The 23,098-nt window shown below is 58.0% G+C and carries 30 protein-coding genes; 17 read left to right on the forward strand and 13 right to left on the reverse strand.

Annotation, left to right across the window (positions count from 1 at the left end; all coding sequences use genetic code 11):
* Window positions 1-54 precede the first annotated feature (54 nt).
* From meaB to ACR0NN_RS08850, 6 genes are all read left to right on the forward strand, one after another.
* On the forward strand, window positions 55-1,032 hold the full coding sequence (gene meaB, locus ACR0NN_RS08825) for a methylmalonyl Co-A mutase-associated GTPase MeaB (protein WP_170720827.1): 978 nt from the start codon (window positions 55-57) through the stop codon (window positions 1,030-1,032).
* Between the two features lie 168 nt (window positions 1,033-1,200).
* Window positions 1,201-2,343, forward strand: a complete 1,143-nt coding sequence (locus tag ACR0NN_RS08830) for a Hint domain-containing protein (RefSeq protein ID WP_170720824.1) — start codon at window positions 1,201-1,203, stop codon at window positions 2,341-2,343.
* A gap of 170 nt (window positions 2,344-2,513) precedes the next feature.
* Window positions 2,514-2,801, forward strand: a complete 288-nt coding sequence (gene rpmB / locus ACR0NN_RS08835; RefSeq protein WP_008756960.1) for a 50S ribosomal protein L28 — start codon at window positions 2,514-2,516, stop codon at window positions 2,799-2,801.
* 147 nt (window positions 2,802-2,948) lie between these two features.
* Window positions 2,949-3,125 carry a hypothetical protein gene (locus ACR0NN_RS08840; protein WP_170720822.1) on the forward strand — a complete coding sequence of 59 codons (177 nt, stop codon included), beginning with the start codon at window positions 2,949-2,951 and terminating at the stop codon, window positions 3,123-3,125.
* Between the two features lie 69 nt (window positions 3,126-3,194).
* Window positions 3,195-3,545 (forward strand): hypothetical protein, encoded by a 351-nt coding sequence (locus ACR0NN_RS08845; RefSeq protein ID WP_170720818.1) that lies wholly within the window; start codon window positions 3,195-3,197, stop codon window positions 3,543-3,545.
* Between the two features lie 45 nt (window positions 3,546-3,590).
* Window positions 3,591-4,049 (forward strand): copper chaperone PCu(A)C, encoded by a 459-nt coding sequence (locus ACR0NN_RS08850; protein WP_170720815.1) that lies wholly within the window; start codon window positions 3,591-3,593, stop codon window positions 4,047-4,049.
* 78 nt (window positions 4,050-4,127) lie between these two features.
* Here the strand turns inward: ACR0NN_RS08850 and ACR0NN_RS08855 are convergent, their stop codons facing one another.
* Together ACR0NN_RS08855 and ACR0NN_RS08860 are read right to left on the reverse strand one after the other, a co-directional pair.
* On the reverse strand, window positions 4,128-4,736 hold the full coding sequence (locus tag ACR0NN_RS08855; RefSeq protein WP_170720812.1) for a DUF308 domain-containing protein: 609 nt from the start codon (window positions 4,734-4,736) through the stop codon (window positions 4,128-4,130).
* A gap of 58 nt (window positions 4,737-4,794) precedes the next feature.
* Window positions 4,795-5,499 carry an NAD-dependent deacylase gene (locus tag ACR0NN_RS08860; RefSeq protein ID WP_170721825.1) on the reverse strand — a complete coding sequence of 235 codons (705 nt, stop codon included), beginning with the start codon at window positions 5,497-5,499 and terminating at the stop codon, window positions 4,795-4,797.
* 28 nt (window positions 5,500-5,527) lie between these two features.
* On the opposite strand from ACR0NN_RS08860, the gene ACR0NN_RS08865 reads away from it, so the two are divergent.
* A complete protein-coding gene (locus ACR0NN_RS08865; RefSeq protein ID WP_170720808.1) occupies window positions 5,528-5,977 on the forward strand; it encodes a low molecular weight protein-tyrosine-phosphatase in 450 nt (149 codons plus the stop codon).
* Window positions 5,978-6,047: 70 nt separating this feature from the next.
* Here ACR0NN_RS08865 and ACR0NN_RS08870 read toward each other — a convergent pair whose 3' ends face one another.
* The 4 genes from ACR0NN_RS08870 to ACR0NN_RS08885 form a co-directional block, all read right to left on the reverse strand.
* A complete protein-coding gene (locus ACR0NN_RS08870; protein ID WP_170720805.1) occupies window positions 6,048-7,337 on the reverse strand; it encodes an MFS transporter in 1,290 nt (429 codons plus the stop codon).
* A 133-nt stretch (window positions 7,338-7,470) separates the two neighbouring features.
* Window positions 7,471-8,412 carry a LysR family transcriptional regulator gene (locus ACR0NN_RS08875; RefSeq protein WP_170720800.1) on the reverse strand — a complete coding sequence of 314 codons (942 nt, stop codon included), beginning with the start codon at window positions 8,410-8,412 and terminating at the stop codon, window positions 7,471-7,473.
* A 66-nt stretch (window positions 8,413-8,478) separates the two neighbouring features.
* Window positions 8,479-8,787: a hypothetical protein gene (locus tag ACR0NN_RS08880; protein WP_170720797.1), complete on the reverse strand. Its 309-nt coding sequence runs from the start codon at window positions 8,785-8,787 to the stop codon at window positions 8,479-8,481.
* A 165-nt stretch (window positions 8,788-8,952) separates the two neighbouring features.
* Window positions 8,953-10,095, reverse strand: coding sequence for a hypothetical protein (locus ACR0NN_RS08885; protein WP_170720794.1), 1,143 nt, complete (start codon window positions 10,093-10,095; stop codon window positions 8,953-8,955).
* A gap of 87 nt (window positions 10,096-10,182) precedes the next feature.
* Between ACR0NN_RS08885 and lepA the strand changes: the two genes are divergently transcribed.
* The gene (lepA, locus tag ACR0NN_RS08890; RefSeq protein WP_170720791.1) at window positions 10,183-11,982 is read left to right on the forward strand and encodes a translation elongation factor 4; all 1,800 of its coding nucleotides are present in this window, start codon (window positions 10,183-10,185) and stop codon (window positions 11,980-11,982) included.
* Window positions 11,983-12,040: 58 nt separating this feature from the next.
* Here lepA and ACR0NN_RS08895 read toward each other — a convergent pair whose 3' ends face one another.
* Entirely contained in the window at window positions 12,041-12,808 is a 768-nt protein-coding gene (locus tag ACR0NN_RS08895; protein ID WP_170720787.1) for a class I SAM-dependent methyltransferase, read from the reverse strand.
* A gap of 735 nt (window positions 12,809-13,543) precedes the next feature.
* Here ACR0NN_RS08895 and ACR0NN_RS08900 point away from each other — a divergent pair.
* Together ACR0NN_RS08900 and ACR0NN_RS08905 are read left to right on the forward strand one after the other, a co-directional pair.
* Window positions 13,544-13,864: a hypothetical protein gene (locus ACR0NN_RS08900; RefSeq protein WP_170685911.1), complete on the forward strand. Its 321-nt coding sequence runs from the start codon at window positions 13,544-13,546 to the stop codon at window positions 13,862-13,864.
* A gap of 130 nt (window positions 13,865-13,994) precedes the next feature.
* Window positions 13,995-14,444: a hypothetical protein gene (locus ACR0NN_RS08905; RefSeq protein ID WP_480684435.1), complete on the forward strand. Its 450-nt coding sequence runs from the start codon at window positions 13,995-13,997 to the stop codon at window positions 14,442-14,444.
* 98 nt (window positions 14,445-14,542) lie between these two features.
* Here the strand turns inward: ACR0NN_RS08905 and ACR0NN_RS08910 are convergent, their stop codons facing one another.
* Window positions 14,543-15,013, reverse strand: coding sequence for a type II toxin-antitoxin system Phd/YefM family antitoxin (locus ACR0NN_RS08910; protein WP_170720783.1), 471 nt, complete (start codon window positions 15,011-15,013; stop codon window positions 14,543-14,545).
* A 322-nt stretch (window positions 15,014-15,335) separates the two neighbouring features.
* On the opposite strand from ACR0NN_RS08910, the gene ACR0NN_RS08915 reads away from it, so the two are divergent.
* Complete coding sequence (locus tag ACR0NN_RS08915) at window positions 15,336-15,560, forward strand: hypothetical protein (protein WP_170720780.1); 225 nt, start codon at window positions 15,336-15,338, stop codon at window positions 15,558-15,560.
* 228 nt (window positions 15,561-15,788) lie between these two features.
* On the opposite strand, the gene ACR0NN_RS08920 is transcribed toward ACR0NN_RS08915, so the two are convergent.
* Both ACR0NN_RS08920 and ACR0NN_RS08925 read right to left on the reverse strand, forming a co-directional pair.
* Window positions 15,789-15,926, reverse strand: a complete 138-nt coding sequence (locus tag ACR0NN_RS08920) for an entericidin A/B family lipoprotein (protein WP_170685908.1) — start codon at window positions 15,924-15,926, stop codon at window positions 15,789-15,791.
* A gap of 91 nt (window positions 15,927-16,017) precedes the next feature.
* Window positions 16,018-16,365 carry a metalloregulator ArsR/SmtB family transcription factor gene (locus ACR0NN_RS08925; protein WP_170685907.1) on the reverse strand — a complete coding sequence of 116 codons (348 nt, stop codon included), beginning with the start codon at window positions 16,363-16,365 and terminating at the stop codon, window positions 16,018-16,020.
* Window positions 16,366-16,672: 307 nt separating this feature from the next.
* On the opposite strand from ACR0NN_RS08925, the gene ACR0NN_RS08930 reads away from it, so the two are divergent.
* The 6 genes from ACR0NN_RS08930 to ACR0NN_RS08955 all read left to right on the forward strand — a co-directional run bounded on the left by ACR0NN_RS08930 (window position 16,673) and on the right by ACR0NN_RS08955 (window position 20,556).
* Entirely contained in the window at window positions 16,673-17,305 is a 633-nt protein-coding gene (locus tag ACR0NN_RS08930; RefSeq protein WP_170685906.1) for an ATP-dependent Clp protease proteolytic subunit, read from the forward strand.
* Window positions 17,306-17,442: 137 nt separating this feature from the next.
* Window positions 17,443-18,708 carry an ATP-dependent Clp protease ATP-binding subunit ClpX gene (gene clpX / locus ACR0NN_RS08935; RefSeq protein WP_170685905.1) on the forward strand — a complete coding sequence of 422 codons (1,266 nt, stop codon included), beginning with the start codon at window positions 17,443-17,445 and terminating at the stop codon, window positions 18,706-18,708.
* A 210-nt stretch (window positions 18,709-18,918) separates the two neighbouring features.
* Window positions 18,919-19,281 carry a RidA family protein gene (locus ACR0NN_RS08940; RefSeq protein ID WP_170720776.1) on the forward strand — a complete coding sequence of 121 codons (363 nt, stop codon included), beginning with the start codon at window positions 18,919-18,921 and terminating at the stop codon, window positions 19,279-19,281.
* Between the two features lie 79 nt (window positions 19,282-19,360).
* Window positions 19,361-19,744, forward strand: coding sequence for an NADH:ubiquinone oxidoreductase subunit NDUFA12 (locus ACR0NN_RS08945; protein ID WP_170685903.1), 384 nt, complete (start codon window positions 19,361-19,363; stop codon window positions 19,742-19,744).
* Window positions 19,745-19,747: 3 nt separating this feature from the next.
* The gene (gene mlaD / locus ACR0NN_RS08950; protein ID WP_170720773.1) at window positions 19,748-20,200 is read left to right on the forward strand and encodes an outer membrane lipid asymmetry maintenance protein MlaD; all 453 of its coding nucleotides are present in this window, start codon (window positions 19,748-19,750) and stop codon (window positions 20,198-20,200) included.
* The gene (locus ACR0NN_RS08955) at window positions 20,197-20,556 is read left to right on the forward strand and encodes a DUF2155 domain-containing protein (protein WP_170720770.1); all 360 of its coding nucleotides are present in this window, start codon (window positions 20,197-20,199) and stop codon (window positions 20,554-20,556) included. The genes mlaD and ACR0NN_RS08955 overlap by 4 nt, the downstream gene beginning before the upstream one ends.
* Here the strand turns inward: ACR0NN_RS08955 and aat are convergent.
* From aat to accB, 3 genes are read right to left on the reverse strand one after another with little or no spacing between them, the layout of a single operon-like run.
* The gene (gene aat / locus ACR0NN_RS08960; protein ID WP_170720767.1) at window positions 20,520-21,152 is read right to left on the reverse strand and encodes a leucyl/phenylalanyl-tRNA--protein transferase; all 633 of its coding nucleotides are present in this window, start codon (window positions 21,150-21,152) and stop codon (window positions 20,520-20,522) included. The genes ACR0NN_RS08955 and aat overlap by 37 nt on opposite strands.
* Window positions 21,153-21,200: 48 nt before the next feature.
* Complete coding sequence (accC, locus tag ACR0NN_RS08965; RefSeq protein WP_170720763.1) at window positions 21,201-22,550, reverse strand: acetyl-CoA carboxylase biotin carboxylase subunit; 1,350 nt, start codon at window positions 22,548-22,550, stop codon at window positions 21,201-21,203.
* 9 nt (window positions 22,551-22,559) lie between these two features.
* The gene (accB, locus tag ACR0NN_RS08970) at window positions 22,560-23,060 is read right to left on the reverse strand and encodes an acetyl-CoA carboxylase biotin carboxyl carrier protein (RefSeq protein ID WP_170720761.1); all 501 of its coding nucleotides are present in this window, start codon (window positions 23,058-23,060) and stop codon (window positions 22,560-22,562) included.
* Window positions 23,061-23,098 lie beyond the last annotated feature (38 nt).

Here is a 23,098-nt window from a genome sequence, read left to right on the forward strand (position 1 = left end):
ACAAACCCGTGCTTCCCGCCTCATCTAGGGCAAATTCCAGCCGGGGGCCCACCGATGAACACTGCCGAACTTGGCGACAGGATATTGAACGGAGATCGCAGAGCGCTGGCCCGTGCGATCACGCTGGTCGAAAGTGGGCGCGCCGATCATCGGGCGCAGGCAACAGAATTGCTGGATCATCTGACCAAGGCCGGCCGACAGGCGCTGCGGATCGGCTTGTCGGGCACGCCCGGCGTCGGGAAATCCACCTTCATCGAAAGCTTCGGCATGATGCTAACGAGGCAGGGGCTGCGCGTAGCGGTTCTGGCGGTTGATCCCAGCTCGGCCCGTTCTGGAGGCTCGATCCTGGGCGACAAAACCCGGATGGAGCGTCTGAGTCGTGAGAAGAACGCCTTTATCCGGCCCTCTCCCAGCCAAAGCCACCTCGGTGGTGTCGCCCGCCGAACGCGCGAAGCCATCGCGCTGTGCGAGGCTGCAGGATTTGACGTTGTGCTGATCGAAACCGTAGGCGTCGGCCAGTCAGAAACCGTGGTGGCTGAGATGTCTGATCTGTTCTTGTTGTTGCTCGCCCCTGCGGGGGGCGATGAATTGCAGGGCGTCAAACGCGGCATCATGGAGATGGCCGACATGATCCTGATCAACAAGGCCGACGGGGATCTCAAGGCCACCGCCACGCGCACCTGCGCCGATTACGCGGGCGCGCTGCGCCTACTGCGCAAACGTCCGCAGGATCCCGAAGGGTTCCCCAAGGCCATGACCATCTCGGCGGTTGAAGAGCACGGGTTGGAACAGGCCTGGGACGAGATGCAGGACCTGACCAAAAAGCGACGCGAGGCCGGGCATTGGGCATCGAACCGTGCAGCGCAGGCCGAATATTGGTTCAAGCAAGAAGTGCGCCATGCCCTGCTCGCCCGTCTCGAAACGCCGCAAATGCGCGACCGCATGGGCGATCTGGGCGCACAGGTCAGCGCTGGCAGCCTCAGTCCGTCGGCGGCGGCCGAGCAAATCCTTGAAGGTCTTTCCGTCACGTAACTCTGAGACCACAATCTATGCGTGTGGCTAGTGTGCCGGCCGCTAATGGTGTAATATCGATGCATAAATTGATATGTTCGAGTGTGATTTGCTGCGTTTGAACCGGTCTGGGTAAGGGCTTGATCGACGTGATCTGTCCCAACGCCCCGAGGAACGGGACACATATGAATGCCCAATATCAATGGCACCAATGGCGACGACAATATCGATGTCACAAATGACAACGGTACGCTAAACGGCACTCCGCAGGGCACGCCGATTGATAATGTCCGCGGGCGCGGTGGTGATGACGATATCACCATTACGGACAGCACGATTTCTAACAATGTGCTGGGCAACGCTGGCACCGATACGATCATAATCACCAACAGCACGGTTGGCGGGCGCATTGCCAGTGGCTCTGATGCCGATACGGTGGATATCAGCGGCTCAACCGTGGGCAATATCCGGCTGGGTGGCGGCAACGACACGCTGAACTTTATCAGCACCTCGGTCTCGGGCGATATTCGCGGCGGCAACGGCACTGACACGCTGAACCTGCCCGAAGGCACCGTGATCAACGACGATACATTCGGAGAGATTACGGTTGAAGACGGAGTCGGATACTCGATCTCCAGCGGCACATTCACCCTGCCTTCCGGCATCGTTGTCAACTATTCCGCGTTCGAGAATGGCTCGGGCATGCCCTGTTTCACGCGCGATACGCTGATCGCGACCACACAAGGTTCAGCCCCGATCCAGTCTCTGCGCACGGGTGATCTGATCCCCACGCTGGGGCAGGGTTTGCACCCGATCCGCTGGATCGGACGACGCGCATTTGATCGCCCTCAGCTTGAAGCCAACCCCAAGCTCTGGCCCGTGCGAATCCTCGCGGGGGCACTGGGCGAGGGGTTGCCGCATCGCGATTTGCTGGTCTCGCGCCAGCATCGGATGTTGGTACAATCGAAAATCGCTGAACGCATGTTCGGTACCACCGAAGTCCTGATACCCGCCATCAAACTTACCGCATTGCCGGGGATTTATGTCGATCAAGGCGTCGAGCGAATCGAGTATTTTCACCTGTTGTTCGACCAGCATCAGGTAATCTTTGCTGAAAACGCGCCAACCGAAAGCCTTTATACTGGTCCCGAGGCGCTGAAAGCGCTCAGCGCCGAAGCGCGCCTAGAGATATTTGAGATTTTCCCCGAGTTGGCTGATCTCGATTTTCGTGCCGAACCGGCCCGTCTGATCCCGCGTGGACGTATGCAGGCACAGTTGATCACGCGGCATTTGAAGAATAACAAACCCCTGTTGCGCATGCCTCGGATCTGATGCTTCAGGGAATTCAACAGAGGTGTAAAGATTTCGGCGCAGCCGTCTTGACCCTCCGCGCGATTCCCACTAAACGCATCCAACCAGTTTTCGGGCGCGACTTCGGGTTGCGCCCCTTGTGATTTGGCCGCGGGTCTAGTGCCCGGCCTCCAGAAACAAAGGAAGAAACCATGTCGCGCCGTTGCGAACTGACCGGAAAAGGCCCGATGACTGGCAACAATGTCAGCCACGCCAAAAACAGAACTCGTCGTCGTTTTCTGCCGAACTTGAACGACGTTACCCTGCAGTCCGAAACCCTGGGCCGCGGCGTAAAGCTGCGCATCTCGGCGGCTGCCCTGCGCTCGGTGGATCACCGCGGTGGTCTGGACGCATTCCTGGCCAAAGCCAAGGATGATGAGCTGTCCGCCAACGCACTGAAAGTGAAGAAAGAAATCGCCAAGGCACAAGCCTCGGCCTGATCTCTTTCTCAGTCGAATTTCTGACCCCGCACCTTTCGGTGCGGGGTTTTTTCGTCTCAAGCGTCCTGATCCGAAATCATGGGCGTTCTTAAATTTTCCCGAAACCGTGACCTCGTTCACATACACGGCGGGCACTTGCATTTATGAATGAGCGCAGAAGTTGGGGGCTCTGTTATGTCGTTAAAGAGTTTTTATTTGTTCCTCATGGTTGGATCGCTGATCCGCAAGACGATCACCGCCTGTAACCGTATGCAGCGTTGGGTGAATCGCTCGCACACCAGCCTGACCAAGAGCCCGGTCAAGCGGCCGGGGCTTGACCACTAAAACCTGGCTTCAAGCGCGACGCTTTGGCGCTTGAAGCCCGCTTTTGCCCCGGCGTATACCCAAGCCGGAATGAGAGCTGTTCTGAGAAATACTCTGCCTTATGCCCTGTCCCTGCTGGTGATCCTTACCGGTATGGGTGTGGCCGAGTCGCGTGGCATGGATCGGGCCGTTGGTCAGATGGTACTTTGTACCGGCAATGGGCCGGTCATGGTCTATGTGGACGAAGACGGCCAGCCCACACGCGCCCCGCATTATTGCCCCGACTACGCGCTTAGCCTGCTGGGTGCGGTGCATCCCGATCAGGCCAGTCTGCCGCAAGCACCCGCCAAAACGGTGCCCGAATTGCTGCGGCGCGCCAACAGCCTGATCGCCGCCCCGGTTCCGCAGCACCCCGCACGCGCGCCCCCTGCAACTGCCTGAACTAAACTTCTTAGAAAATCAGACAGTTATATTAGGAGAGGCGCAATGACCCTCAAGTCCACCCTGCTTGCAACCCTGACCACCTTGTCCCTGACCTCGGTGGCGTTTGCCGCTGATGTCATCGTTGTCGATGACGCGTACGCCCGATCTTCGGGCAAGGCAGCCAAGGCCGGTGCGGCCTTCATGATAATCGAAAACACTGGTGACTCCGACGACCGCCTGATCAGCGTCACGTCGGATGTCGCGGGCCGTGTTGAACTGCACACACACGAGATTGATGCAAACGGTGTCGCCAAAATGGTGCATGTCGAGGAAGGCTTTGCCATTCCGGCGGGCGAAACCCACATGCTGAAACGCGGCGGCGACCATGTCATGTTCATGGGCCTGACCGCTCCGTTTGAACATGGAGCAACCATCCCGGTGACGCTGGTGTTCGAAAACGCCGGAGAGGTTGAGATCGAAATCCCCGTCGATCTGGAGCGGAAGGACAAGCACGGGCATTAGGGGCCACGCCTGTCTTCAAGCCACCGTTCCGGTGGCCATCATCCATGCGTCAGGCCGGGCGGTGCCCGGCCAGTTGCGCTAGTGATTGACCGTTTTCATTCCCACCCGGTCGCCGGCTTTCTTGAAACGCGCAGCGAGGAAGAACATCACCACAGCTGAGGTCAGTGCAAAGAAGGCAATCGCCCAACCCAGCGCCACCATCCCGCTGCCCGGCCAGAAGATCAGCACCAGCCCGATGATCAGCGCAAAAATGCCCGAGTTGCGCACTGTTGCCCGCTCGGGGTCCTGCGGATGCATCTGCGGCAGCGCCATGAACGAGCCAATGGCCACGAACAGCGCCATCGCCCCCATCAGGGTAAAGGCCAGCCAGGCCACGCCCTGAGGCCAGATCAGCAGGACCAGGCCGATCAGTGCGGCCCCGATCCCGAACCCACCGATCAGCCCGCGCCGCCCGAAGCCCAGCCAGGTTAGCGCGCCGTCGAGGATCAGCAACACACCCACCAACCGCAGCAGCAGTGAGATACTGCTGGTCGGCCAGAATAATGCGGCGATCCCGATCAAGCCGGCCAGAACACCACGCAGCAAAAACGTCCACCAGAGGCTCGCCAGATTGGCGCTTAACGTGTCGCGCGCGTTGATGCTGCTATCGTCAAGGATTTCTCCGTCTTTGGGCGGTAGGTCGGTCATGTCACTCACTCGCTTTGTTTTCAACACCATAGACAGGAAAGTGCTCCGCTGTCTGCCCCTAACGCACAGCGCCTCGCGCCAGCAGCCCGTCGACCCAGCGCGGTACGACTTCGGATGCGGGGCCCAGATGGATCTCGTCAAACAGCGCCCCTCCGGCGGATGGCTCAAGGTTTAGCTCCACCGTTCGCACGCCTGAGGCCCGAGCCTCTTGCACAAACCCCGCCGCAGGATAGACCTGACCCGAGGTGCCGATTGAGGCGAACAGAGTGGCCTCGGCCAGATGATCATAAATCTGGTCCATGAAATACGGCATCTCGCCAAACCACACCACGTCGGGCCGTGCTGAGGGCTGCTGGCAAGCGGGGCAAGGCTCGCCCACCTCCATTTCGGGGGGTGAGGTCCAGCGGTGCCCACAGATCGCACACAAAGCCCCGGCCAATGTACCATGCATGTGGATCACATCCGCGGCCCCTCCTGCTTCGTGCAGGCCGTCGACATTCTGGGTGACAATGACCACTTCGCCGGGCCAGTCCCGCTGCAATCGCGCCAGTGCCTCATGCGCAGCATTGGGTTTCGCCTTAGCGGCCTGCACCCGGCGGGCATTGTAGAACTGGTGCACCAGCGCCGGATTGCGGGCAAAGCCTTCGGGCGTGGCCACATCCTCGATCCGGTGCTGCGCCCAAAGGCCCCCTTCGTCGCGGAACGTCCCCAGCCCACTTTCGGCGGAAATTCCAGCCCCGGTCAGAATGACGATCTTTTCCATGCCTGCCTCTCGCGCTACACCCGTTCCCATGACACAGCGTATCCTTTTCGTCTGCCTGGGCAATATCTGCCGTTCCCCCGCCGCCGAAGGCGTTTTTCGCGCCCGCGCCCCGCATCACCGGACCGACAGCGCCGGAACCTCGGGCTGGCATATCGGAGACCCGCCCTATGGCCCGATGCAAAAAGCTGCCCGCGCCCGCGATATCGACCTGAGCGACCTGCGCGCGCGGCAATTCGTGGCCGAAGATTTCCACCGCTTCGACCTGATCATCGGCATGGACGCGGACAACATCGCGGGCATCGAAGACCTGCGCCCAAATGGCAGCGACACGCCCGTTCGCCTGCTCACCGACTTTGCGCCTCATACCGGGGCAGACCATGTGCCGGATCCTTACTATACCCGCGATTTCAACGGGGCGCTGGATTTGATTGAAGAAGCGGTGGCGGGGTTAGCAGCGCATCTAAACACGAGCGGGTAGGCGCAGAAGGTCAAATTGGAAATTGCGTTAGGCCATTGCTACGGAATGCAGCACGCCGCTCCAGCGACCGCTAATCAATCTCGGCGGTCAGCCGTTTGGCTAAGATGCCGATCAGGATCACGGCAATCGCAAGAAACACGGCCCCAACCATCCAAGCCGTTGGTGTCGAATAGACCTCAGCGATAGCGCCTGCCAAAATCAGGCCCAACGCCGCCCCAAGTTGCTGTATCAGCGACTTGAGAGACAGCATTGTGGATCGTTGTCGGTCTTCTACGCATCTGTGCAGAATACTGCTGGCTGGCGTCTCGGAAACTCCAAGCAGAACGGAATAGAGGATGAATACCATCACAAAGCCGACGATGCCGCCTTGTAAAGCCAAGGCGATCTGAACAACGGCCGTGCAGAGAAAAGCCGCCGCAAGGGTAGTCGCGTGTCGTCGTTTGAATATTCGATTGACGCGAGGGGACAGCGACGCGCCAAATGCGATTGAGAAGAAGTAGGCAGCAGTCACAAGGCCAATGACCGTATTCGCATAGCCCTCATCCAACATTGGCTTTGCATGGGTCGGCCACAGCACCTCAACCGGATTGGTTGCCATCAAGAAAAATGCCAGAGCGGCCAAAAGCACCGACAGCGCCGGATGTTTCAGGGCAAGCAGACCCGCGTCTTTGACCACCAATGGGACAGCTGTAAATCCCTGCATCACGGCTTTGGAGTTGAGCGGATGGGGTTTTTCCACAATGAAAATAATGGTATAGGCGAACACCCCAAGCATCACCGCCAGGCTCGCCATATATGACACATCATAGGCACTGACACCCAGCCTCTCTGCCACACCGCCAAAGAGATCGGGCAGAAGGCCGCCCAAAACAGCCCCCACCGCCAAGCCCATGGCATTGGCCCATTGCGCTTTTGCAAGAGCGGGTTGAACATCCACATTTGGGGCAGCGGCTTTGAAGGTTTCAACGAACCAGGCGTCCAGCGTACCCGACCGCAGAGCGCGCCCAAAACCTATGAACGCAAACGACAGCGCGAGAACGTAGAAGTCGCGTGTCGAGAGGAAAAGTACCAGAGAGATCACGCTGGCGACGACCGCACCCAGAAAAACCGGCTTGCGTCCAATGTTATCGGCCAATCCGCCGAACGGCAGTTCCATCGCCATGGTTGTAAGAGAATAGACCCCAAAAAGCAGGGAGATCTGCAAAAGGTCCATGCCACGGTCGGTGAGCGCCAGTGCAACGACGGCAACCGTCAAACCCATCGCAAAACGATCCAGAAACTGGTGGATCTGAAATACTCGGATATGTCGTCTCGCCGGAACGCTCAGCGCAGCGAAAGAGAATTCTAGTTCCGTTGCCATGACCGCACCCTCGTCTTTGCAGGCAACTTGCGCAACAGCTTCAAAAGGCTGACCTCAATCGTGTCGCCATGCTCAACGACGCCAGAAACACCCGCCAAGCGTCCTGGTTTGACGTCCAAAAACATGCTCCGTCCTATCCGAACACCTTCAACTGCCCGCCCAACCACGGCACCTGCGCAATCGCGGGGTCAATGATTTGGCTCTGCATCAGCCGCCGGATCATGCCTGCGACTTCCTGCGGTACCTGATCCGACCAGTCCGAGCGGGTGAACAGGGAAATCGTTCGCGCGAATTCACCAAACGGGGCGGGGTGCACCTCTAACCCGTCATGGAACCGCGTTGCGCGCATATAGCCCAGCGGGGTCGTGATCGCCCAACCCAGCCCACGCGCCACCATCGCCATCAGGGCAAGGTGCGAGCCAATCTCGAACCGTTCCTCGAACTCCATCTGCTGCCGGGCCAGATGGCCTTCGATTTGGCGGCTGATCAACTGCTCGCGGGCGTAGCGCAGAAAGGGCAGGCCCTGCATCGGCTGCTCGGCCCCTTTGGGCGCGACCAATATGAACGGGTCCTGCACCAGCGGGTATTCGACCACGCCCTCCAGTACCTCGCCGGAATGGGCCGAAACGGCCATGTGCAACCGCTGCGCCTCAAGCTCTTCAAACAGGTCCAGACTGGGCAGGGTGGTGAGCTTGAACTTGGACCGGGTCAGGCTGTCGGCTAGCAAAGTCGCCAAGCGCGGCGTCAGATCATTGTCAAAATCGTCGATCAGCCCGATGGACAGCGTGGTCAGATGCCCCAGATCCATCACCGCCAGCTCGCTTTGGGCCACCTGCAGCTCGGCCAACACCGCCTGCGCGCGCGCCAGAAAACTGCGCCCGGCCTGCGTCAGCCGCATCGGTCGCCGCCCGTGATCCACCAGATCGGTGCCCAACGCCTTTTCCAGATTGCGCAATTGCTGAGACACCGATGGCTGGCTGAGCCCCGTGATCTCGGCCGCCTGCGCTACCGATCCGGTCCGCGCCAGCGCCTCGAACACCTCAAGGCCCCGCAGGGTCAGCCCTTTCATCACCATCGCACATACCTTTCGCTGCGCCTTTTCTGAGGCGCAGCGTGCATCAGGTCAAGGATTGCCTCGGACTTAGCTGCAGATCGCCTGCGCCATCTGGCCAAAGTTCTGATACCGATCCCATAGCGCATCATCGCGCGCGGTCTGCGACATCTTCAACTCCTGCGCCTGATGGGGGTCTTCGAACCACTTGGCCACGGTCTTCTGATCGCCACGCGTCAACGCCTGATCTGCCACACGCTGGATGCACGTACACCGCGCCCGCGTCGCCGCCTCACGGTCTGACGCCAAACACGCCCGCTTGATCTGCGCCGCGTCCACTGTTTGGGCAACCGCCGTCACCGATGCCGCACAAAATGCGATTAGGAGGAACTGTTTCATACTCGAGCCTCGTTTTTTTGCCTGCCCGGACGGGTCTTATGCCCCTCTCGGTCTGCGCGGGAGTATGAATCAAAGTGGATTCGTGATCAATCGGGTGGTTCGAAAAAGTGAATACACGAGTCGGAAACACCCCACCCCGTAAGCCGGGCTGCAGCCCGGCAAAGCTTACGATAGAAACGGTAGCCACCGCTCCAAGGCTTCGATCAACGCTTCAACCTTCTCTGGATGTTTGGCAATGTAAGCATCCGCAATAACCGTTGCACCTTTGGTGGTTCCAACCACGACTGCGGTGGCAATAGCCAAATTGACTTTCTCCGTACACCATTTGAGAAGACTCGCTAAGCCTGACTGGAGCTTGCCTAAGATTGCCTCAACCCAATCGCGATCAGGACCTTCTTGTTCCAGAGCTGTCGAGAGTTCTTCTTCGGCTTCCCAAATCAATGTAACCGCTCCGGACAAAAGCTCATCTTGAATGCTCTCAGGAGGGTTGTTCCCTCCGATGCCGTGGCGCGCAGCGGTTTGGGCAATTAGCCCATTTTTAAGATCAGATAGTGCTCTCTCGACCTCCCATCGAGCTTGGATTTGTTCAATTTCATCCGCAACTGCGTCGGCTCCAACGTTCCAAATACTATCATCGATCAGCGCGATCCTACGTTGAAGCTCCCATTCAACCGGCTGCCCATCAATGAAACCCTGGCGCCACCCTCTCCAGAATGCAAAACTTGGACCTCGAAAAAACTCTGCAAAATTGCCCCGCTCATCAAGGGGGACGACTGGTTCAAACCGTTCACTCCAAAGTGGTTTATCAAAGGCGCGATCTGACGGGGTTTTGAAATCCTCTAAACTGTTTCTGAACAGCAGGCTGAAGGCATTGTCGTAGGCGAGCCGTGTTGACCTAAAATGAGAAGCCTCGTCATACAGCGTCTCTTCTCTGTCGGCAGCTGATGCAAAAGAGACCATGGATTTCTCAGTAGCCTGCTGCGCAAGTTGGCTACTACGGCTATAGGCGCTTTGTGCAGCTATGTGAGCGGAGTTGCCGCGCAAGAGGATATTGTTTTGTTTGATGTTTTGTAGTCCACGCTCCAATGCATCGTGCGTTTCTTCGCGATCAAAGTGCCAATGAGTAATAGCCCTTATTAGTAATCGAGCACTTGGGAACAATAATTCTCTGGTTGCGTCGCGATTGCCTTGCAAGTTGACCGTCGGAAAGTCTCTCAATGCCGCTCGAAGCGCCGCGCTAATACACTTCTGAGTACTCTGTGTCTCGAATTCGGCATCCAGCAGCTCATCATAATCAACTTGCGTCATAATAGTCCTAATTGGGTTGGCTCAGGCCTTAAATCACTAAACGTGCCACCTTGACCAACCCACGATTCCTCTACATATCCCCAACCCATGACAGACCTCGCTCATATCCGCAATTTCTCCATCGTCGCGCATATCGACCATGGCAAATCCACCCTTGCTGACCGGCTCATCCAAGAGACCGGAACGGTCAAGGATCGCGACATGAAGGAACAGCTGCTCGACAGCATGGATATCGAGCGGGAACGCGGCATTACCATCAAGGCCAACACGGTTCGCATCGACTATACCGCCGACAATGGCGAGGCATACGTGCTGAACCTGATCGACACCCCCGGCCACGTGGACTTTGCCTATGAGGTCAGCCGGTCGATGCGTGCGGTCGAGGGCTCACTGCTGGTCGTGGACTCGACCCAAGGGGTCGAGGCGCAGACGCTGGCGAATGTGTATCAGGCCATCGACGCCGATCATGAGATCGTGCCGGTGCTGAACAAGATCGACCTGCCCGCATCCGATTGTGACCGCGTGGCCGAACAGATCGAGGATGTGATCGGCATCGACGCGACCGACGCCATTCAGGTCAGCGCCAAGACAGGGCAGGGCATCCACGAAACGCTCGAAGCCATCGTACAACAGCTGCCCGCGCCGCAGGGCAATCTGGACGCGCCGCTCAAGGCGATGCTGGTTGATTCGTGGTACGACGCCTATCTGGGCGTCATCGTTCTGGTCCGCATCATGGACGGCACGCTGAAAAAGGGCATGCGGGTCAAGTTCATGTCGAACAACACCCTGCACCACGTGGACCGCGTCGGCGTTTTCCGCCCCGAGATGGAGATGGTTGACAGCCTCGGCCCGGGTGAGATCGGCTTTCTGACTGCGTCCATCAAACAGGTCCGAGACACCCGCGTCGGGGATACCATCACCAACGACCGCAACGGCACCGAAGAGGCCCTAACAGGCTTCAAACCCGCGCAGCCGGTGGTGTTCTGTGGCCTCTTCCCCGTCGACAGTTCCGAATTCGAAGACCTGCGCGATGCGATCGACAAATTGGCGCTGAACGACGCCAGCTTCAGCTTTGAAATGGAGACCTCGGCCGCGCTTGGCTTTGGCTTCCGCTGCGGCTTCCTCGGCCTTCTGCACCTAGAGGTCATCCGAGACCGCATAGAACGCGAATATGATATCGAACTCATCACCACCGCGCCGTCGGTGATCTATCACGTCTACATGAAAGACGGCGAGATGATCGAGCTGCACAACCCCGCCGATATGCCCGACCCCTCGAAGGTCGACCATATCGAGGAACCGCGTATCAAGGCGACCATTCTGGTGCCGGATGAATACCTCGGCGACGTGCTGAAACTCTGCCAGGACCGCCGTGGCATCCAGCTGGACCTGACCTATGCAGGCACCCGCGCCATGGTCGTCTATGACCTGCCGCTGAACGAGGTTGTCTTTGACTTCTACGACCGCCTGAAATCGGTGACCAAGGGCTATGCCTCGTTCGACTACCAGATGACCGGCTATACCGAGGACAATCTGGTCAAGATGTCGGTGCTGGTGAATGACGAACCGGTTGACGCGCTGTCAACCATGGTTCACCGCGACCGGGCCGAGATGCGGGGCCGGGCGATGTGCGAAAAGCTCAAGGACCTGATCCCGCGCCACATGTTCAAAATCCCGATCCAGGCCGCCATCGGAGGCAAGGTCATCGCCCGCGAGACCCTCTCGGCCCTGCGCAAGGACGTGACCGCGAAGTGTTACGGAGGCGACGCCACGCGGAAACGCAAACTGCTGGACAAGCAGAAGGCGGGTAAGAAGAAGATGCGTCAGTTCGGGAAGGTGGATATCCCGCAGGAGGCGTTTATTAGCGCGTTGAAGATGGACGGATAGGTTTATCAGTTTATTGTTGGGACCTGTTCGACCCCGCCAGCATTGTGTCAGTCACACCTCACATCTTCGCGCGAATCACATGGTGCTCGCAGTCCTGAAGCCCATTTGCTTCATAGTCCAACGGTGCAGTGGCTCTGATTCTCCTCAGTTGTCGATCTGCAATTCGGACGTTTCTCAAGTGAGCGTCGTCATGAACAACATACGCACCTGCTGGCATATGCCTACGAATAGCCAAAAACTCTTGCATATGGGTATCTTTTGCGCCGTCCAAGTGGAGGAAGTCGACAACTGCATCCGGGTTTCGAAGGCTGAAAGACGGTACTTCGACGAGTGAGTTCCCTTTAATCAGTTGAACTCGATCCCCAAATTTGTACCTAAGCCAGTTAAACGCTGCTGGTACGTATAGGTCGACACGCGCCCATCTGCGATTCAGTTTTTGACATACATCTATGCCGATGCATTTCAGTTCCGGGTTCGCCATCAACGCAAGCAGCATGCTGTGCCCGGCATTGACGCCGATTTCGAGCATGCAAGTCGATCGGCGTGCCACCTCAAATACGTTTCGTCGCTTTTGGTCAAATCTTTCGTCCAGTGGTAGGGTGTGAAAATCCCTGACGAGGTGGCCATAAAAAAGGTTGCCGTTAAGGATTGGTGGCTCGTTTGCGCGCGTTAAAGTATCAACTATGTATCGGTTAAGGTCCTGAAGATTCGCGTTCCACTCATTGGAAGCCATGAGATCGTCGAATTTAGCGCCGCTATAGTTTGATGTCACGTTTGATTTCCTGCGAATACTTTTTTGAGCTTGGGTTAGTTTTGCGATCAACATTAGAAGTTAATCTGCGGCAGTTAAAGATGCCGATACACAGAGTTTATGAGGCTATGATATCGGATTTGGAAAGGTCACGGGTAGGCGCTGCACTTGGTTCTGCTGGCAGGCCTAAGCCCGCCAAACCGGGCATGGATTGATGGGTATGCCCCTCACAGCCCCAACCTCACCAACTTGCTATTCTTGATCTGGCGGAACCCTCGGCGGGAGGCGCAGATGTCCACATCCATGATCCTCATCATTGCCTTCGGGTCGGCGCTGCCCTCAGTCCTGTTGATCGATCGATCCAGTCGACGGGTAGAGACCTGTTAGAAAAAATACCAAAATGATACTTGCGATTGTGATCCAATCCGTCAGTCTTTGTTAACGTTTTGATTTATGGGTAAAATAGGGGTTTCAAATGCGCCATTCCTTACTGCTGGCAGTCATCACCGCGTTAACCGCATCAATGGCATTCGCACATGGCGGCGGATGCCGGAAAAGCTCTCCTCTAGGGCAATGCTACCACGCTGGCTCAAAACCCTATCACTGCCACTGAATTTGTAGGGCGGGCTTCAGCCCGCCATTCGCTCGACCAGACCCAATACGCATGGATCGGATGGGTTTGGTGGGTTGAAAACCCACCCTATGTAGGATGGGTTTTCATCCCGTCACCCACACTGTGACCCACCTCACAGCCCCAACCCCATCCTCCTGCTACACTTGACCCAACGGAACCCTCTGCAGGAGGCGCAGATGTCCACATCCATGATCCCAATCATCGCCCTCGGGTCGGCGGGTCTCTATTCCGTGGCCATGATCGCGATGAAGTTCTGGTGGAAACTCCCCGGTGTGGGTCTTGGCCTGCTGATCGTTGCGACCCTGCTGGCCGGGGCCACACTGGAACTCGCCGCCCTGCGCGAGGAACGGTTAGGTATCATCTATACCGGCATTCTGGGGGCCGAGGTTGTTCTGATCGCCATCGCCTCGTTCTTCCTGTTTGGCGAGAACTTCTCGTATCGCGAAGTCGCGGGCATCGGCCTTGTCATCCTTGGCACCGCGCTGGCCTGGGCCTGACGCAAACATTAACCGATTATGAAGTTTCCCTTAGGTAAGTTGTAACCGGCACACCTCCGCCCAATCTGTATCCCACAGCAAGGATGTTCGTTTTTGAACTCCAAAGGGTCGCTTTCAGGAGGAGATCCCCATGACCAGATACATGACTGCCGGAGCAGCCGCTTTGGCCACCAGCCTCACTCTTGCCACCGCAGCCATGGCCGATACGCCGGACCTGCGCGGCACCTGGGCGGGCAGCTATACCACCGTCGGGCCGAACCGGACTACAACCGGTGACGCGCCGCGGTTCAACAATGCCGAATGGGTGCTCGACATCCAAAAGCAGCAAGACAACGTGTTCTGGGGCCCCAGCAAGTGGCGTTCGAATGCCACTCAGGACTGGCGCGTCATGGATGCGACCGGCACCATCAGCCTGGATGATCCGACCCGTGTCAGCATCGTGGAAAGCTCGGCCGATCCCGAGATCGGCGTGAACGCCCTGATCGATGCCCGGTACGAGGATGGCAAGATCTATGCTGATTTCCGTAGCCTGCGTCGAGGAACGACCTACAGCACCGTTCTGGAACGTCAGGTGAACTGAAGCGTCTCTGACCGAGCCGATGTTAAAGGGGGTATTTGCCGCTGAGATTTTTGACTGCGGCAGGAGTAGTAGGTGACCCGGCCCGGTCAGGGCGCTTCTCATAATCGGAACAGACGTCTCCACAGGGAGGCAACGGGCCGGGCGGCGATCTCGCCGCCCGCGACAGGGTCCAGACCACCGCGCCTGAGGATGCGGCGTTCCTCAGCCCGGGTCATCTGGATCTCGCGGACCTTCAGCGCGGCGTCGCGCGCGGTGAGGTACCTGCCGTCCGGCCCAGGTTCCATCCCCGGAATACTACGCCCCTTCGACCACCACCCGCGCAGCCCGCTGAGCGGGTGTTTGTGTCCGAGCTGGTCGTCATCCTGCAGCTGCCAGATCCGTTCAGCCTCGGCCATCGACACCAGCGCAGCCTGCGGCTTGCCATATCGGGTCAGCACGATCACCTGACGGGGGTCTTGTGACAGGGTGACGAGTTCCCCCAGACGGGCGCGGGCTTGGGAAATGGTCAGTCGCATGAGCGAATCTCCGGTAGTACGATTCGAAAGATTGGGGGTTTGAGTGTTGTACAACTCGGACAATTCCCCCCTAACGCGGCGCGCGCGACCTTTGCAGCTGCAGAAAGTGGTAAAAATCGGGGTGGTTTCTTAAGTCTGGACTTATCCCTTCACAACCCCGCCATTTGGCGTCGATTTCCGACTTGTCCACATGGCTCTCCCGGCGGATATCAACAGTTTATCCACGTCTAATTTTCATGCTGCATTGCTATTTTCTTGCCGGATCAGGGTGCTGATGCAACAGTCTGATCACTGCTTCAGTTCTTCGGAACAGGGGCGGGACGCAAGGGCCAAGGGGGCCGCCGCGACGAAGACAGGTTTTAGGATTTGTTCTTGGTTGCAATGGCTTACCGGCGGTGGATCAGGTGATCTGTACTTCGGTTCGGATCAGGTGGTTAGCCTCCTACAAGGTCTGCGCGGGCTGCGACGCGACATAGCGCGTGTGGCAGTCGCCAAGGTTCTTTCGGGGGCCGAGGCAACTGGATCGGGACGGCCCTCGGGCGGCCCGGACCGGCAAGGCGTCAGGAGTGTCCGCAAGGATGCATGCGAAGACCGCGTCTGAGCACCTGACGCCTTTTCCTATTTCAGAACCTTCGGTTCATACAGGCTACCACGCACCACTCTCCGAACCAGAACGGGGTTCTTTCGCTTACGCAAAAGAACCCCGTAGAAGTGTCAGAAATGCAATGCCGCGTCTATGCACCTGTACGGGCAACATTACCTGGGTTGAGTAGGTGTGGCAACTATATATTGCGGATGGGCGTTGCCTTAACGCAACATCCCGTCACAATCAGATGTTTTCCTGAACATCCTCAGCCGCATTCTGAATCGCGTCACCCGCGTTTTCGATATCTTTTCCAGCGCCTTTTGCGGTCTCGCAGGCAGTGAGGGTGAACAGGGCCAAACCAATCAGAATTGTGCGGATCATCAGTTGCTCCATAAGTGCGTGTTTCGGATTGGTTAGCAGTTTTAGTAGGGCAGAGCTACCGGTTTTACAGCGTTCTCATTCAGACCGATGGTTATGAACTGGCCTTGTCCTGTGCGCAGAACAATTCATAGACCACTTCCAGAATGCGTGCGGGCCGCTCATCGGCCAGCCGATAATAAATGGCTTTCCCCTCGCGACGCGGAACAACCAGACCTTCCAACCTAAGACGCGATAATTGCTGAGAAACAGCCGCCTGCCGCGCCGAGAGCAGGCGTTCCAACTCGGTCACAGATTTTTCGCCTGACACCAGATGGCACAGGATCATGAGGCGCCCTTCATGGCTGATGGCCTTCAGAAAGTTGGACGCGCGCGTCGCATTCTCAACCATCCGGTCCAAATCATCAGGTGACATTTCCTCGGTCATTTGCGGCAAAGCCATGATCGTATTCCCTCGTTACTCTCGCCGAATCTCAAATTGGCAAAGAGCCTCGTTACAGCGCGTTCACTTGGTACAAGTTTCAGGCATGTATTGCTATATGCACGGATCAAAATAGCGTGATGTGACGAGCGTATTGGTGCCCAGTGCAATTACCGGTCAGATGCATCAGATGCAATCGAGACGCTTGTACACGCGGAAAACGCTGGAACGTTCGGCCCCCCTTGCAGCCCCCCTGTGGCGGCACTAAGACTCGGGTAACTCTTCTTCGGGTAATGTCCCGATCCATCGCAAAACAGGCAGGTTCCGAATGTTCGATCCAGTTGAAACATATATGAACACTCTCGTCCCCATGGTCGTCGAGCAGACCAGCCGGGGCGAGCGCGCATACGACATCTTCTCGCGTCTTCTGAAAGAGCGGATCATTTTCATTAACGGCCCGATCCATGACGGCATGAGCCATCTGGTGGTCGCGCAGTTGCTGCACCTTGAGGCGGAAAACCCGAACAAGGAAATCTCGATTTACATCAATTCGCCCGGCGGCGTGGTGACCAGCGGTTTGTCGATTTACGATACAATGCAGTACATCAAGCCGAAATGTTCCACATTGGTAATCGGTCAGGCGGCCTCGATGGGTTCGGTATTGCTGGCCGGCGGAGAGAAGGGAATGCGCTTTTCGCTGCCCAACAGCCGGATCATGGTGCACCAGCCTAGCGGCGGCTATCAGGGTCAGGCCAGCGATATTATGATCCACGCGGCCGAGACGCAAAAGCTGAAAGATCGCCTGTATGACATCTATGTACGCCATACCGGGCAGACCAAAAAGGCGGTTGAAAAGGCGCTGGATCGTGACAACTTTATGAGCCCGGAAGAAGCCAAGGACTGGGGCCATATCGACGAGATCGTCGAGAACCGCGCCAAGATGGATGGTGACGAAGACTAAGTTCAAAACCGCGCGCGTCCGGCGTGAGGATTGATTTTGAGATTGTAGCTGCCAGAACGCTGGCCTAAGCTGCAGGCAATGACGGCAAACGCGACCCCTTGGATGGGGTCGCCGAGACGGAGCCCGAGGGGTAAAGCATGGCGACGAATTCAGGCGGTGACGGCAAGAACACGCTCTATTGCAGCTTTTGCGGCAAAAGCCAGCATGAGGTGCGTAAGCTGATCGCAGGCCCGACCGTATTCATCTGTGATGAGTGTGTTGAGCTCTGCATGGATATTATCCGTGAAGAGACCAAAGCCAGTGGCCTGAAATCCTCGGACGGTGTACCGACTCCCAAGGATATCTGCGAGGTTCTGGACGATTACGTGATCGGTCAGGCCACTGCCAAACGGGTTCTGTCGGTTGCGGTGCACAACCATTACAAACGTCTGAACCATGCCCAGAAAGCGGGCAGCGATATTGAGCTTGCGAAATCCAATATCCTGCTGATCGGTCCCACGGGCTGCGGCAAGACCCTACTGGCGCAGACGCTGGCACGGATTTTGGATGTGCCGTTCACCATGGCGGATGCAACCACGCTGACCGAGGCCGGTTATGTGGGTGAAGATGTCGAGAACATCATCCTCAAACTGCTGCAGGCCAGCGAATACAATGTCGAGCGCGCTCAGCGCGGCATCGTTTATATTGACGAGGTCGACAAAATCACCCGCAAGTCCGAGAACCCCTCGATCACGCGCGACGTGTCGGGTGAGGGTGTTCAGCAGGCCCTGCTGAAACTGATGGAAGGCACTGTGGCCAGCGTTCCGCCGCAAGGTGGGCGCAAGCATCCGCAGCAGGAATTCCTGCAGGTGGACACAACCAATATCCTGTTCATCTGCGGCGGCGCATTTGCAGGGCTCGACAAAATCATCGCGCAGCGCGGCAAAGGTTCGGCAATGGGCTTCGGCGCGGATGTACGTGACAATGACGAACGCGGCGTGGGTGAGATCTTCAAGGATCTGGAGCCCGAAGACCTGCTGAAATTCGGCCTGATCCCGGAATTCGTCGGCCGCCTGCCGGTTCTGGCGACGCTCGAAGATCTGGACGAAGATGCTCTGGTCACTATCCTGACCAGCCCGAAAAACGCTCTGGTCAAGCAATACCAGCGCCTGTTCGAACTGGAAGATGCCGATCTGGCCTTCACCGATGATGCGCTGAAAGCCATCGCCAAGAAGGCTATTGAACGCAAAACCGGCGCACGTGGCTTGCGCTCGATCCTTGAAGATATCCTGCTGGATACGATGTTCGAGCTGCCGGGTATGAAGAATGTGACCGAAGTTGTGGTCAACGAAGAGGCGGTGACGTCAGAGTCGCAACCGCTGATCATTTATGCAGACACGGCGGAATCAGCCTCGGCTGGTTAGGCCAGCCTTCACCTTGAACGGATCACCAGTCGCGCACTGGGTTGGGGGCTCTGCCCCTGCCGCCCGCAGGGCGACTCCCCCGGGATATTTATAGCCAGATGAAGCAGGGGATCCGCTCTTCATCTGGCCAAAAATATCCCGGAGCGCGAGGCAGAGCCTCGCATAAAACCGGCTTTGCGGCCAATGAGGCAGTTGATTGGTGAGCGGAACATGACAATCAGACGTATTTCTTCAGGTGGCGAATTCGAGGCCACGGTTGGCTATTGCCGCGCAGTGGTTGCAGGTGGCTGGGTCCATGTCGCAGGCACCGTCGGGCAGGGGGAAACGGCAGCTGACCAGTGCCGCTCGGCTCTGGCGATCATCGAAAAAGCCCTGACCGAAGCGGGAGCTTCGTTTGCGGACGTTGTACGCGTCACGTATATGCTGCCCGATCGCACCGAATTCGAACCCTGCTGGCCTGTTCTGGCTGAAACCTTCGGCACCAACCCTCCGGTGGCGACAATGATTGAATGCGGATTGATCGATCCGAAATACCGGATTGAAATCGAAGTCACCGCGATCCTGCCGGAATGACGCACGAGGCGTCTGCGGCACTGGACCTCGGCGTGCCTTTGGTCCATATCTGCGTGGACAGAAATGCCGGAGGCAGCCGATGGGAATCCTGAACAGTCTTTTACGGGCCGTGACCTGGTGGAACGGAGCCACCCTGAACACGCAGTTTTACACTGCGCGCAAGGGGATCAAGGTCGGTGAAGACGACGAGGGCAACGTTTTCTATCACAATGCCGATGACAGCAAGCGCTGGGTGATCTTCAATGGCGAGGCCGAGGCCAGCCGCATCGATCCCGACTGGCATGGATGGTTGCACCGCACCTGGGATGAGCCGCCAACGGACAAGCCTCTGCCCCACAAATCGTGGGAAAAGCCACATCAGGAAAACCTGACGGGCACTGCGCTTGCTTATGCCCCGGCGGGTTCTTTGCGCCGCGCTGATCCGGTTGAGCGATCGGACTACGAGGCGTGGAGCCCGGAATAAGCGATGTCAGCTCATACCAAGACCGAAGTTATTGTCGGCGGCGTCGTATTGGCCTGCGCCATCGCCTTTGGCGTCTATGCCAGCCAGTCCACAGGCCTTTCGCAGTCGAATGCAGGCTATGAGCTGGGCGCGTCTTTCCGTTCGCTGGAAGGCGTTGGTGTAGGAACCGATGTGCGCCTTGCCGGTGTGAAGATCGGGACGGTAACCGGGGTTACCCTGAACTCTGACACGTACCGTGCAGATACGCGTTTTTCGGTGGCGAATGGCATTCTGATCCCGGATGACAGCGCGGTTGTTATTTCCTCAGAAGGACTGTTGGGCGGCAACTTCGTTGAGGTGATGCCCGGCGGTTCTCCGTTCTATTTCGAAGCGGGGGATGAGATTGAGGATACGCAGGGCGCGGTCAGCCTGATCTCGTTGCTGGTCAAGTTTGTTGCCGGGGATGGCGGCGAATGAACCGTGCGGCTTTGGTGGCATTGTTGGTCGCCGCGACCTCTGCCGCTGCGCAGCAAAAGGTCGAATCCGGGCCTGGTGCCATGTTGCGCGGGCTGGATAAGGTCAGTGGGCAGACCCTGGATATCGAGGTGCAGAACGGGCAAACGGCGACCGTGTTCGGGCTGGATGTCGCGTTGGCAGATTGCCGGTATCCGGCTGAGAACCCAACCGGGGACGCCTTTGCCTATCTGACGATCTGGGAGCAGGGCAAAGCGCAGCAGCTGTTTGACGGCTGGATGATCGCGACCTCTCCGGCGCTGAACGCGCTGGATCATGCGCGCTATGATGTCTGGGTGATCCGCTGTATCACACCCTGAGGGGTCTGCTGCAGGTTAGCGATAAAATCCGTATTCAATTCAAGCGCTTGTTTCAATTCGCCATGATAGACCGCACGCGGAATTTCGATCGCGCCCAACGAAGCCAGATGCGCCGTTAGAAACTGCGTGTCGAAGAGCGTAAAGCCGGTTTGGCGCAGCCGGTCCACCAGATAAGCAAGTGCGATCTTGGACGCATCCGTGCGACGCGAGAACATGCTTTCGCCGAAGAAAGCCGCGCCAAGAACTACTCCGTAAACGCCACCAATCAGTAGCGATCCGTCCCAGACCTCCAGCGAATGCGCGCGACCGGTTTGGTGCAATTCCTGATACAGGCGGCGCAGCTCGGGATTGATCCAGGTGTCCGATCGGTCGGCACAGCCATCCACAACACCCGCAAAGTCGCGATTGATGCTGATCGCGAACCCACAAGTCCGCAGACGACGCGCAAGACTGCGTGAGATGTGGAACCCGTCCAGTGGGAACACGCCGCGAAACTTGGGGTCAACCCAGAACAGTTCAGGGTCGTCACGGTGTTCGGCCATCGGAAAAATGCCGATGGAATAGCCATGCAGCAACAATTCGGGGGAAAGGCTCATGACGGATGCCTCGGGGCCGGAAGGCTGCCGCCTTCCGACCTCGTGTTCTTAGTCGGCCATGTTCTCCGCAAGCCAGTGCTCCAGCCAGTGGATGTTGTAGTCACCGCTATGCAATTCGGGTTCCTGCAGCAGCGCGTGGAACAGCGGCACGGTGGTGTCGATGCCGTCGACGATCAGCTCTCCCAAAGCGCGTTCCAGACGGGCCAGTGCCTCGGCCCGGTCACGTCCTTGCACGATCAGCTTGGCGATCAGCGAGTCGTAGTATGGCGGGATCGAGTAGCCATCATACAGCGCCGAGTCCATCCGTACGCCCAGGCCACCCGGCGCGTGATACGCAGTGATCTTGCCGGGGCAGGGCGAGAAGTTGGGCAGTTTTTCTGCGTTGATCCGAACTTCGATGGCGTGGCCATTTATTTCCAGATCATCCTGACCAAACGTCATGTCTTCGCCAGCGGCCACGCGGATTTGTTCGCGCACCAGATCGACGCCAAAGATGCCTTCGGTCACCGGGTGTTCGACCTGTAAACGGGTGTTCATTTCGATGAAGTAGAACTCGCCATTTTCATAGAGGAACTCGATGGTCCCCGCGCCGATATAGTTGATCTTGGCGACCGCGTCGGCGCAGATCTTGCCGATCTTCGCACGTTCTTCCGGGGTGATGCTTGGGCCGGGTGCTTCTTCAAACACTTTCTGGTGGCGACGCTGCAGCGAGCAATCGCGCTCACCCAAATGAACCGCCTTACCTTTGCCGTCGCCAAAGACTTGGATCTCGATATGGCGCGGGGTGGTCAGGTATTTCTCGATATATACCTCGTCATTGCCAAAGGCGGCCTTGCCCTCGGCGCGTGCGGTCATGAAGGCGCTTTCCATCTCATCGGCGTTTTGCGCCACCTTCATGCCGCGACCGCCGCCACCGGCGGTGGCCTTGATGATGACGGGATAGCCGAACTCTTCACCAATGCGCTTGGCGTCGGCCAGCGTGGGGACACCACCGTCAGAACCCGGAACACAAGGAACACCCAGTTCCTTCATCGTGTCCTTGGCGGTGATCTTGTCACCCATGACACGAATATGTTCGGCGGTGGGGCCGATGAAGGTGATGCCGTGGTCCTCGACGATTTGCACGAATTCGGCATTCTCGGACAAGAAACCATAGCCCGGATGGATCGCCTGCGCGCCAGTGATTTCACAGGCCGAGATGATCGCAGGCACCGACAGATAGCTCTGCGGGCTGGGCGGAGGACCGATGCAGACCGATTCGTCCGCCATGCGCACATGCATCGCGTCGCTGTCGGCGGTGGAATGCACGGCGACCGTCTTGATCCCCATTTCACGCGCGGCACGGATCACGCGCAGGGCGATCTCGCCTCGGTTGGCAATCAGGATTTTGTCGAACATGGGCCCGCCTTACTCAACGATGACCAGAGGCGTGCCGAATTCCACAGCATCGCCATCGCCGACCAGAATGCGCTTGATGGTGCCCGATTTGGGCGCGTGGATGTGGTTCATGGTCTTCATCGCTTCGACGATCAGCAACGTGTCGCCTTCGGACACAGACGCACCGACACTGATGAACGAGGGCGCGCCGGGTTCGGGCTGCATATAAACAGTGCCCACCATGGGCGAGGTCACCGCGCCGGGGTGGCTGGCAGGGTCGTCCACTGCAGCGGGGGCCTCGGCCGCAGCTGGTGCCGGCACTGCAGCAGGGGCTGCGGCGGGTGCTGCGGCAGGAACGGCAACCTGAACCGGTGCGGCAACAGCCTGCGTCGCGCGGCTGACGCGGACATTCAGGCTGTCGTCATCGCCATATTCGCGTTTAACCTGCAATTCGGTCAGGTCATTTTCGCGCAGCAGTTCGGCCAAAGCCTTGATAAACGCCACATCCGCTTCGTGTTTGGTATCTGTCATGAGTGTCCTCGAAGGTTCCCCTTTGGCCCGTCTGTTCC

It is taken from the genome of Ruegeria sp. BA2 (genome assembly GCF_056539605.1).

Bases quoted from the DNA above. Each gene is read 5' to 3' on its own strand.
- rpmB (WP_008756960.1), top strand. From the start codon at position 2,514: ATGTCGCGCCGTTGCGAACTGACCGGAAAAGGCCCGATGACTGGCAAC.
- clpX (WP_170685905.1), top strand. From the start codon at position 17,443: ATGGCGACGAATTCAGGCGGTGACGGCAAGAACACGCTCTATTGCAGC.
- ACR0NN_RS08895 (WP_170720787.1), bottom strand. From the start codon at position 12,808: ATGTTGATCGCAAAACTAACCCAAGCTCAAAAAAGTATTCGCAGGAAA.
- ACR0NN_RS08845 (WP_170720818.1), top strand. From the start codon at position 3,195: ATGAGAGCTGTTCTGAGAAATACTCTGCCTTATGCCCTGTCCCTGCTG.
- lepA (WP_170720791.1), top strand. From the start codon at position 10,183: ATGACAGACCTCGCTCATATCCGCAATTTCTCCATCGTCGCGCATATC.
- ACR0NN_RS08920 (WP_170685908.1), bottom strand. From the start codon at position 15,926: ATGATCCGCACAATTCTGATTGGTTTGGCCCTGTTCACCCTCACTGCC.
- ACR0NN_RS08840 (WP_170720822.1), top strand. From the start codon at position 2,949: ATGAGCGCAGAAGTTGGGGGCTCTGTTATGTCGTTAAAGAGTTTTTAT.
- ACR0NN_RS08870 (WP_170720805.1), bottom strand. From the start codon at position 7,337: ATGGCAACGGAACTAGAATTCTCTTTCGCTGCGCTGAGCGTTCCGGCG.
- ACR0NN_RS08925 (WP_170685907.1), bottom strand. From the start codon at position 16,365: ATGGCTTTGCCGCAAATGACCGAGGAAATGTCACCTGATGATTTGGAC.
- ACR0NN_RS08860 (WP_170721825.1), bottom strand. From the start codon at position 5,499: ATGGAAAAGATCGTCATTCTGACCGGGGCTGGAATTTCCGCCGAAAGT.
- aat (WP_170720767.1), bottom strand. From the start codon at position 21,152: ATGAGCCTTTCCCCCGAATTGTTGCTGCATGGCTATTCCATCGGCATT.
- accC (WP_170720763.1), bottom strand. From the start codon at position 22,550: ATGTTCGACAAAATCCTGATTGCCAACCGAGGCGAGATCGCCCTGCGC.
- ACR0NN_RS08940 (WP_170720776.1), top strand. From the start codon at position 18,919: ATGACAATCAGACGTATTTCTTCAGGTGGCGAATTCGAGGCCACGGTT.
- ACR0NN_RS08905 (WP_480684435.1), top strand. From the start codon at position 13,995: ATGACCAGATACATGACTGCCGGAGCAGCCGCTTTGGCCACCAGCCTC.
- ACR0NN_RS08930 (WP_170685906.1), top strand. From the start codon at position 16,673: ATGTTCGATCCAGTTGAAACATATATGAACACTCTCGTCCCCATGGTC.
- ACR0NN_RS08850 (WP_170720815.1), top strand. From the start codon at position 3,591: ATGACCCTCAAGTCCACCCTGCTTGCAACCCTGACCACCTTGTCCCTG.
- ACR0NN_RS08885 (WP_170720794.1), bottom strand. From the start codon at position 10,095: ATGACGCAAGTTGATTATGATGAGCTGCTGGATGCCGAATTCGAGACA.
- ACR0NN_RS08875 (WP_170720800.1), bottom strand. From the start codon at position 8,412: ATGGTGATGAAAGGGCTGACCCTGCGGGGCCTTGAGGTGTTCGAGGCG.
- accB (WP_170720761.1), bottom strand. From the start codon at position 23,060: ATGACAGATACCAAACACGAAGCGGATGTGGCGTTTATCAAGGCTTTG.
- ACR0NN_RS08880 (WP_170720797.1), bottom strand. From the start codon at position 8,787: ATGAAACAGTTCCTCCTAATCGCATTTTGTGCGGCATCGGTGACGGCG.
- ACR0NN_RS08865 (WP_170720808.1), top strand. From the start codon at position 5,528: ATGACACAGCGTATCCTTTTCGTCTGCCTGGGCAATATCTGCCGTTCC.
- ACR0NN_RS08830 (WP_170720824.1), top strand. From the start codon at position 1,201: ATGCCCAATATCAATGGCACCAATGGCGACGACAATATCGATGTCACA.
- ACR0NN_RS08955 (WP_170720770.1), top strand. From the start codon at position 20,197: ATGAACCGTGCGGCTTTGGTGGCATTGTTGGTCGCCGCGACCTCTGCC.
- ACR0NN_RS08855 (WP_170720812.1), bottom strand. From the start codon at position 4,736: ATGACCGACCTACCGCCCAAAGACGGAGAAATCCTTGACGATAGCAGC.
- ACR0NN_RS08900 (WP_170685911.1), top strand. From the start codon at position 13,544: ATGTCCACATCCATGATCCCAATCATCGCCCTCGGGTCGGCGGGTCTC.
- meaB (WP_170720827.1), top strand. From the start codon at position 55: ATGAACACTGCCGAACTTGGCGACAGGATATTGAACGGAGATCGCAGA.
- mlaD (WP_170720773.1), top strand. From the start codon at position 19,748: ATGTCAGCTCATACCAAGACCGAAGTTATTGTCGGCGGCGTCGTATTG.
- ACR0NN_RS08945 (WP_170685903.1), top strand. From the start codon at position 19,361: ATGGGAATCCTGAACAGTCTTTTACGGGCCGTGACCTGGTGGAACGGA.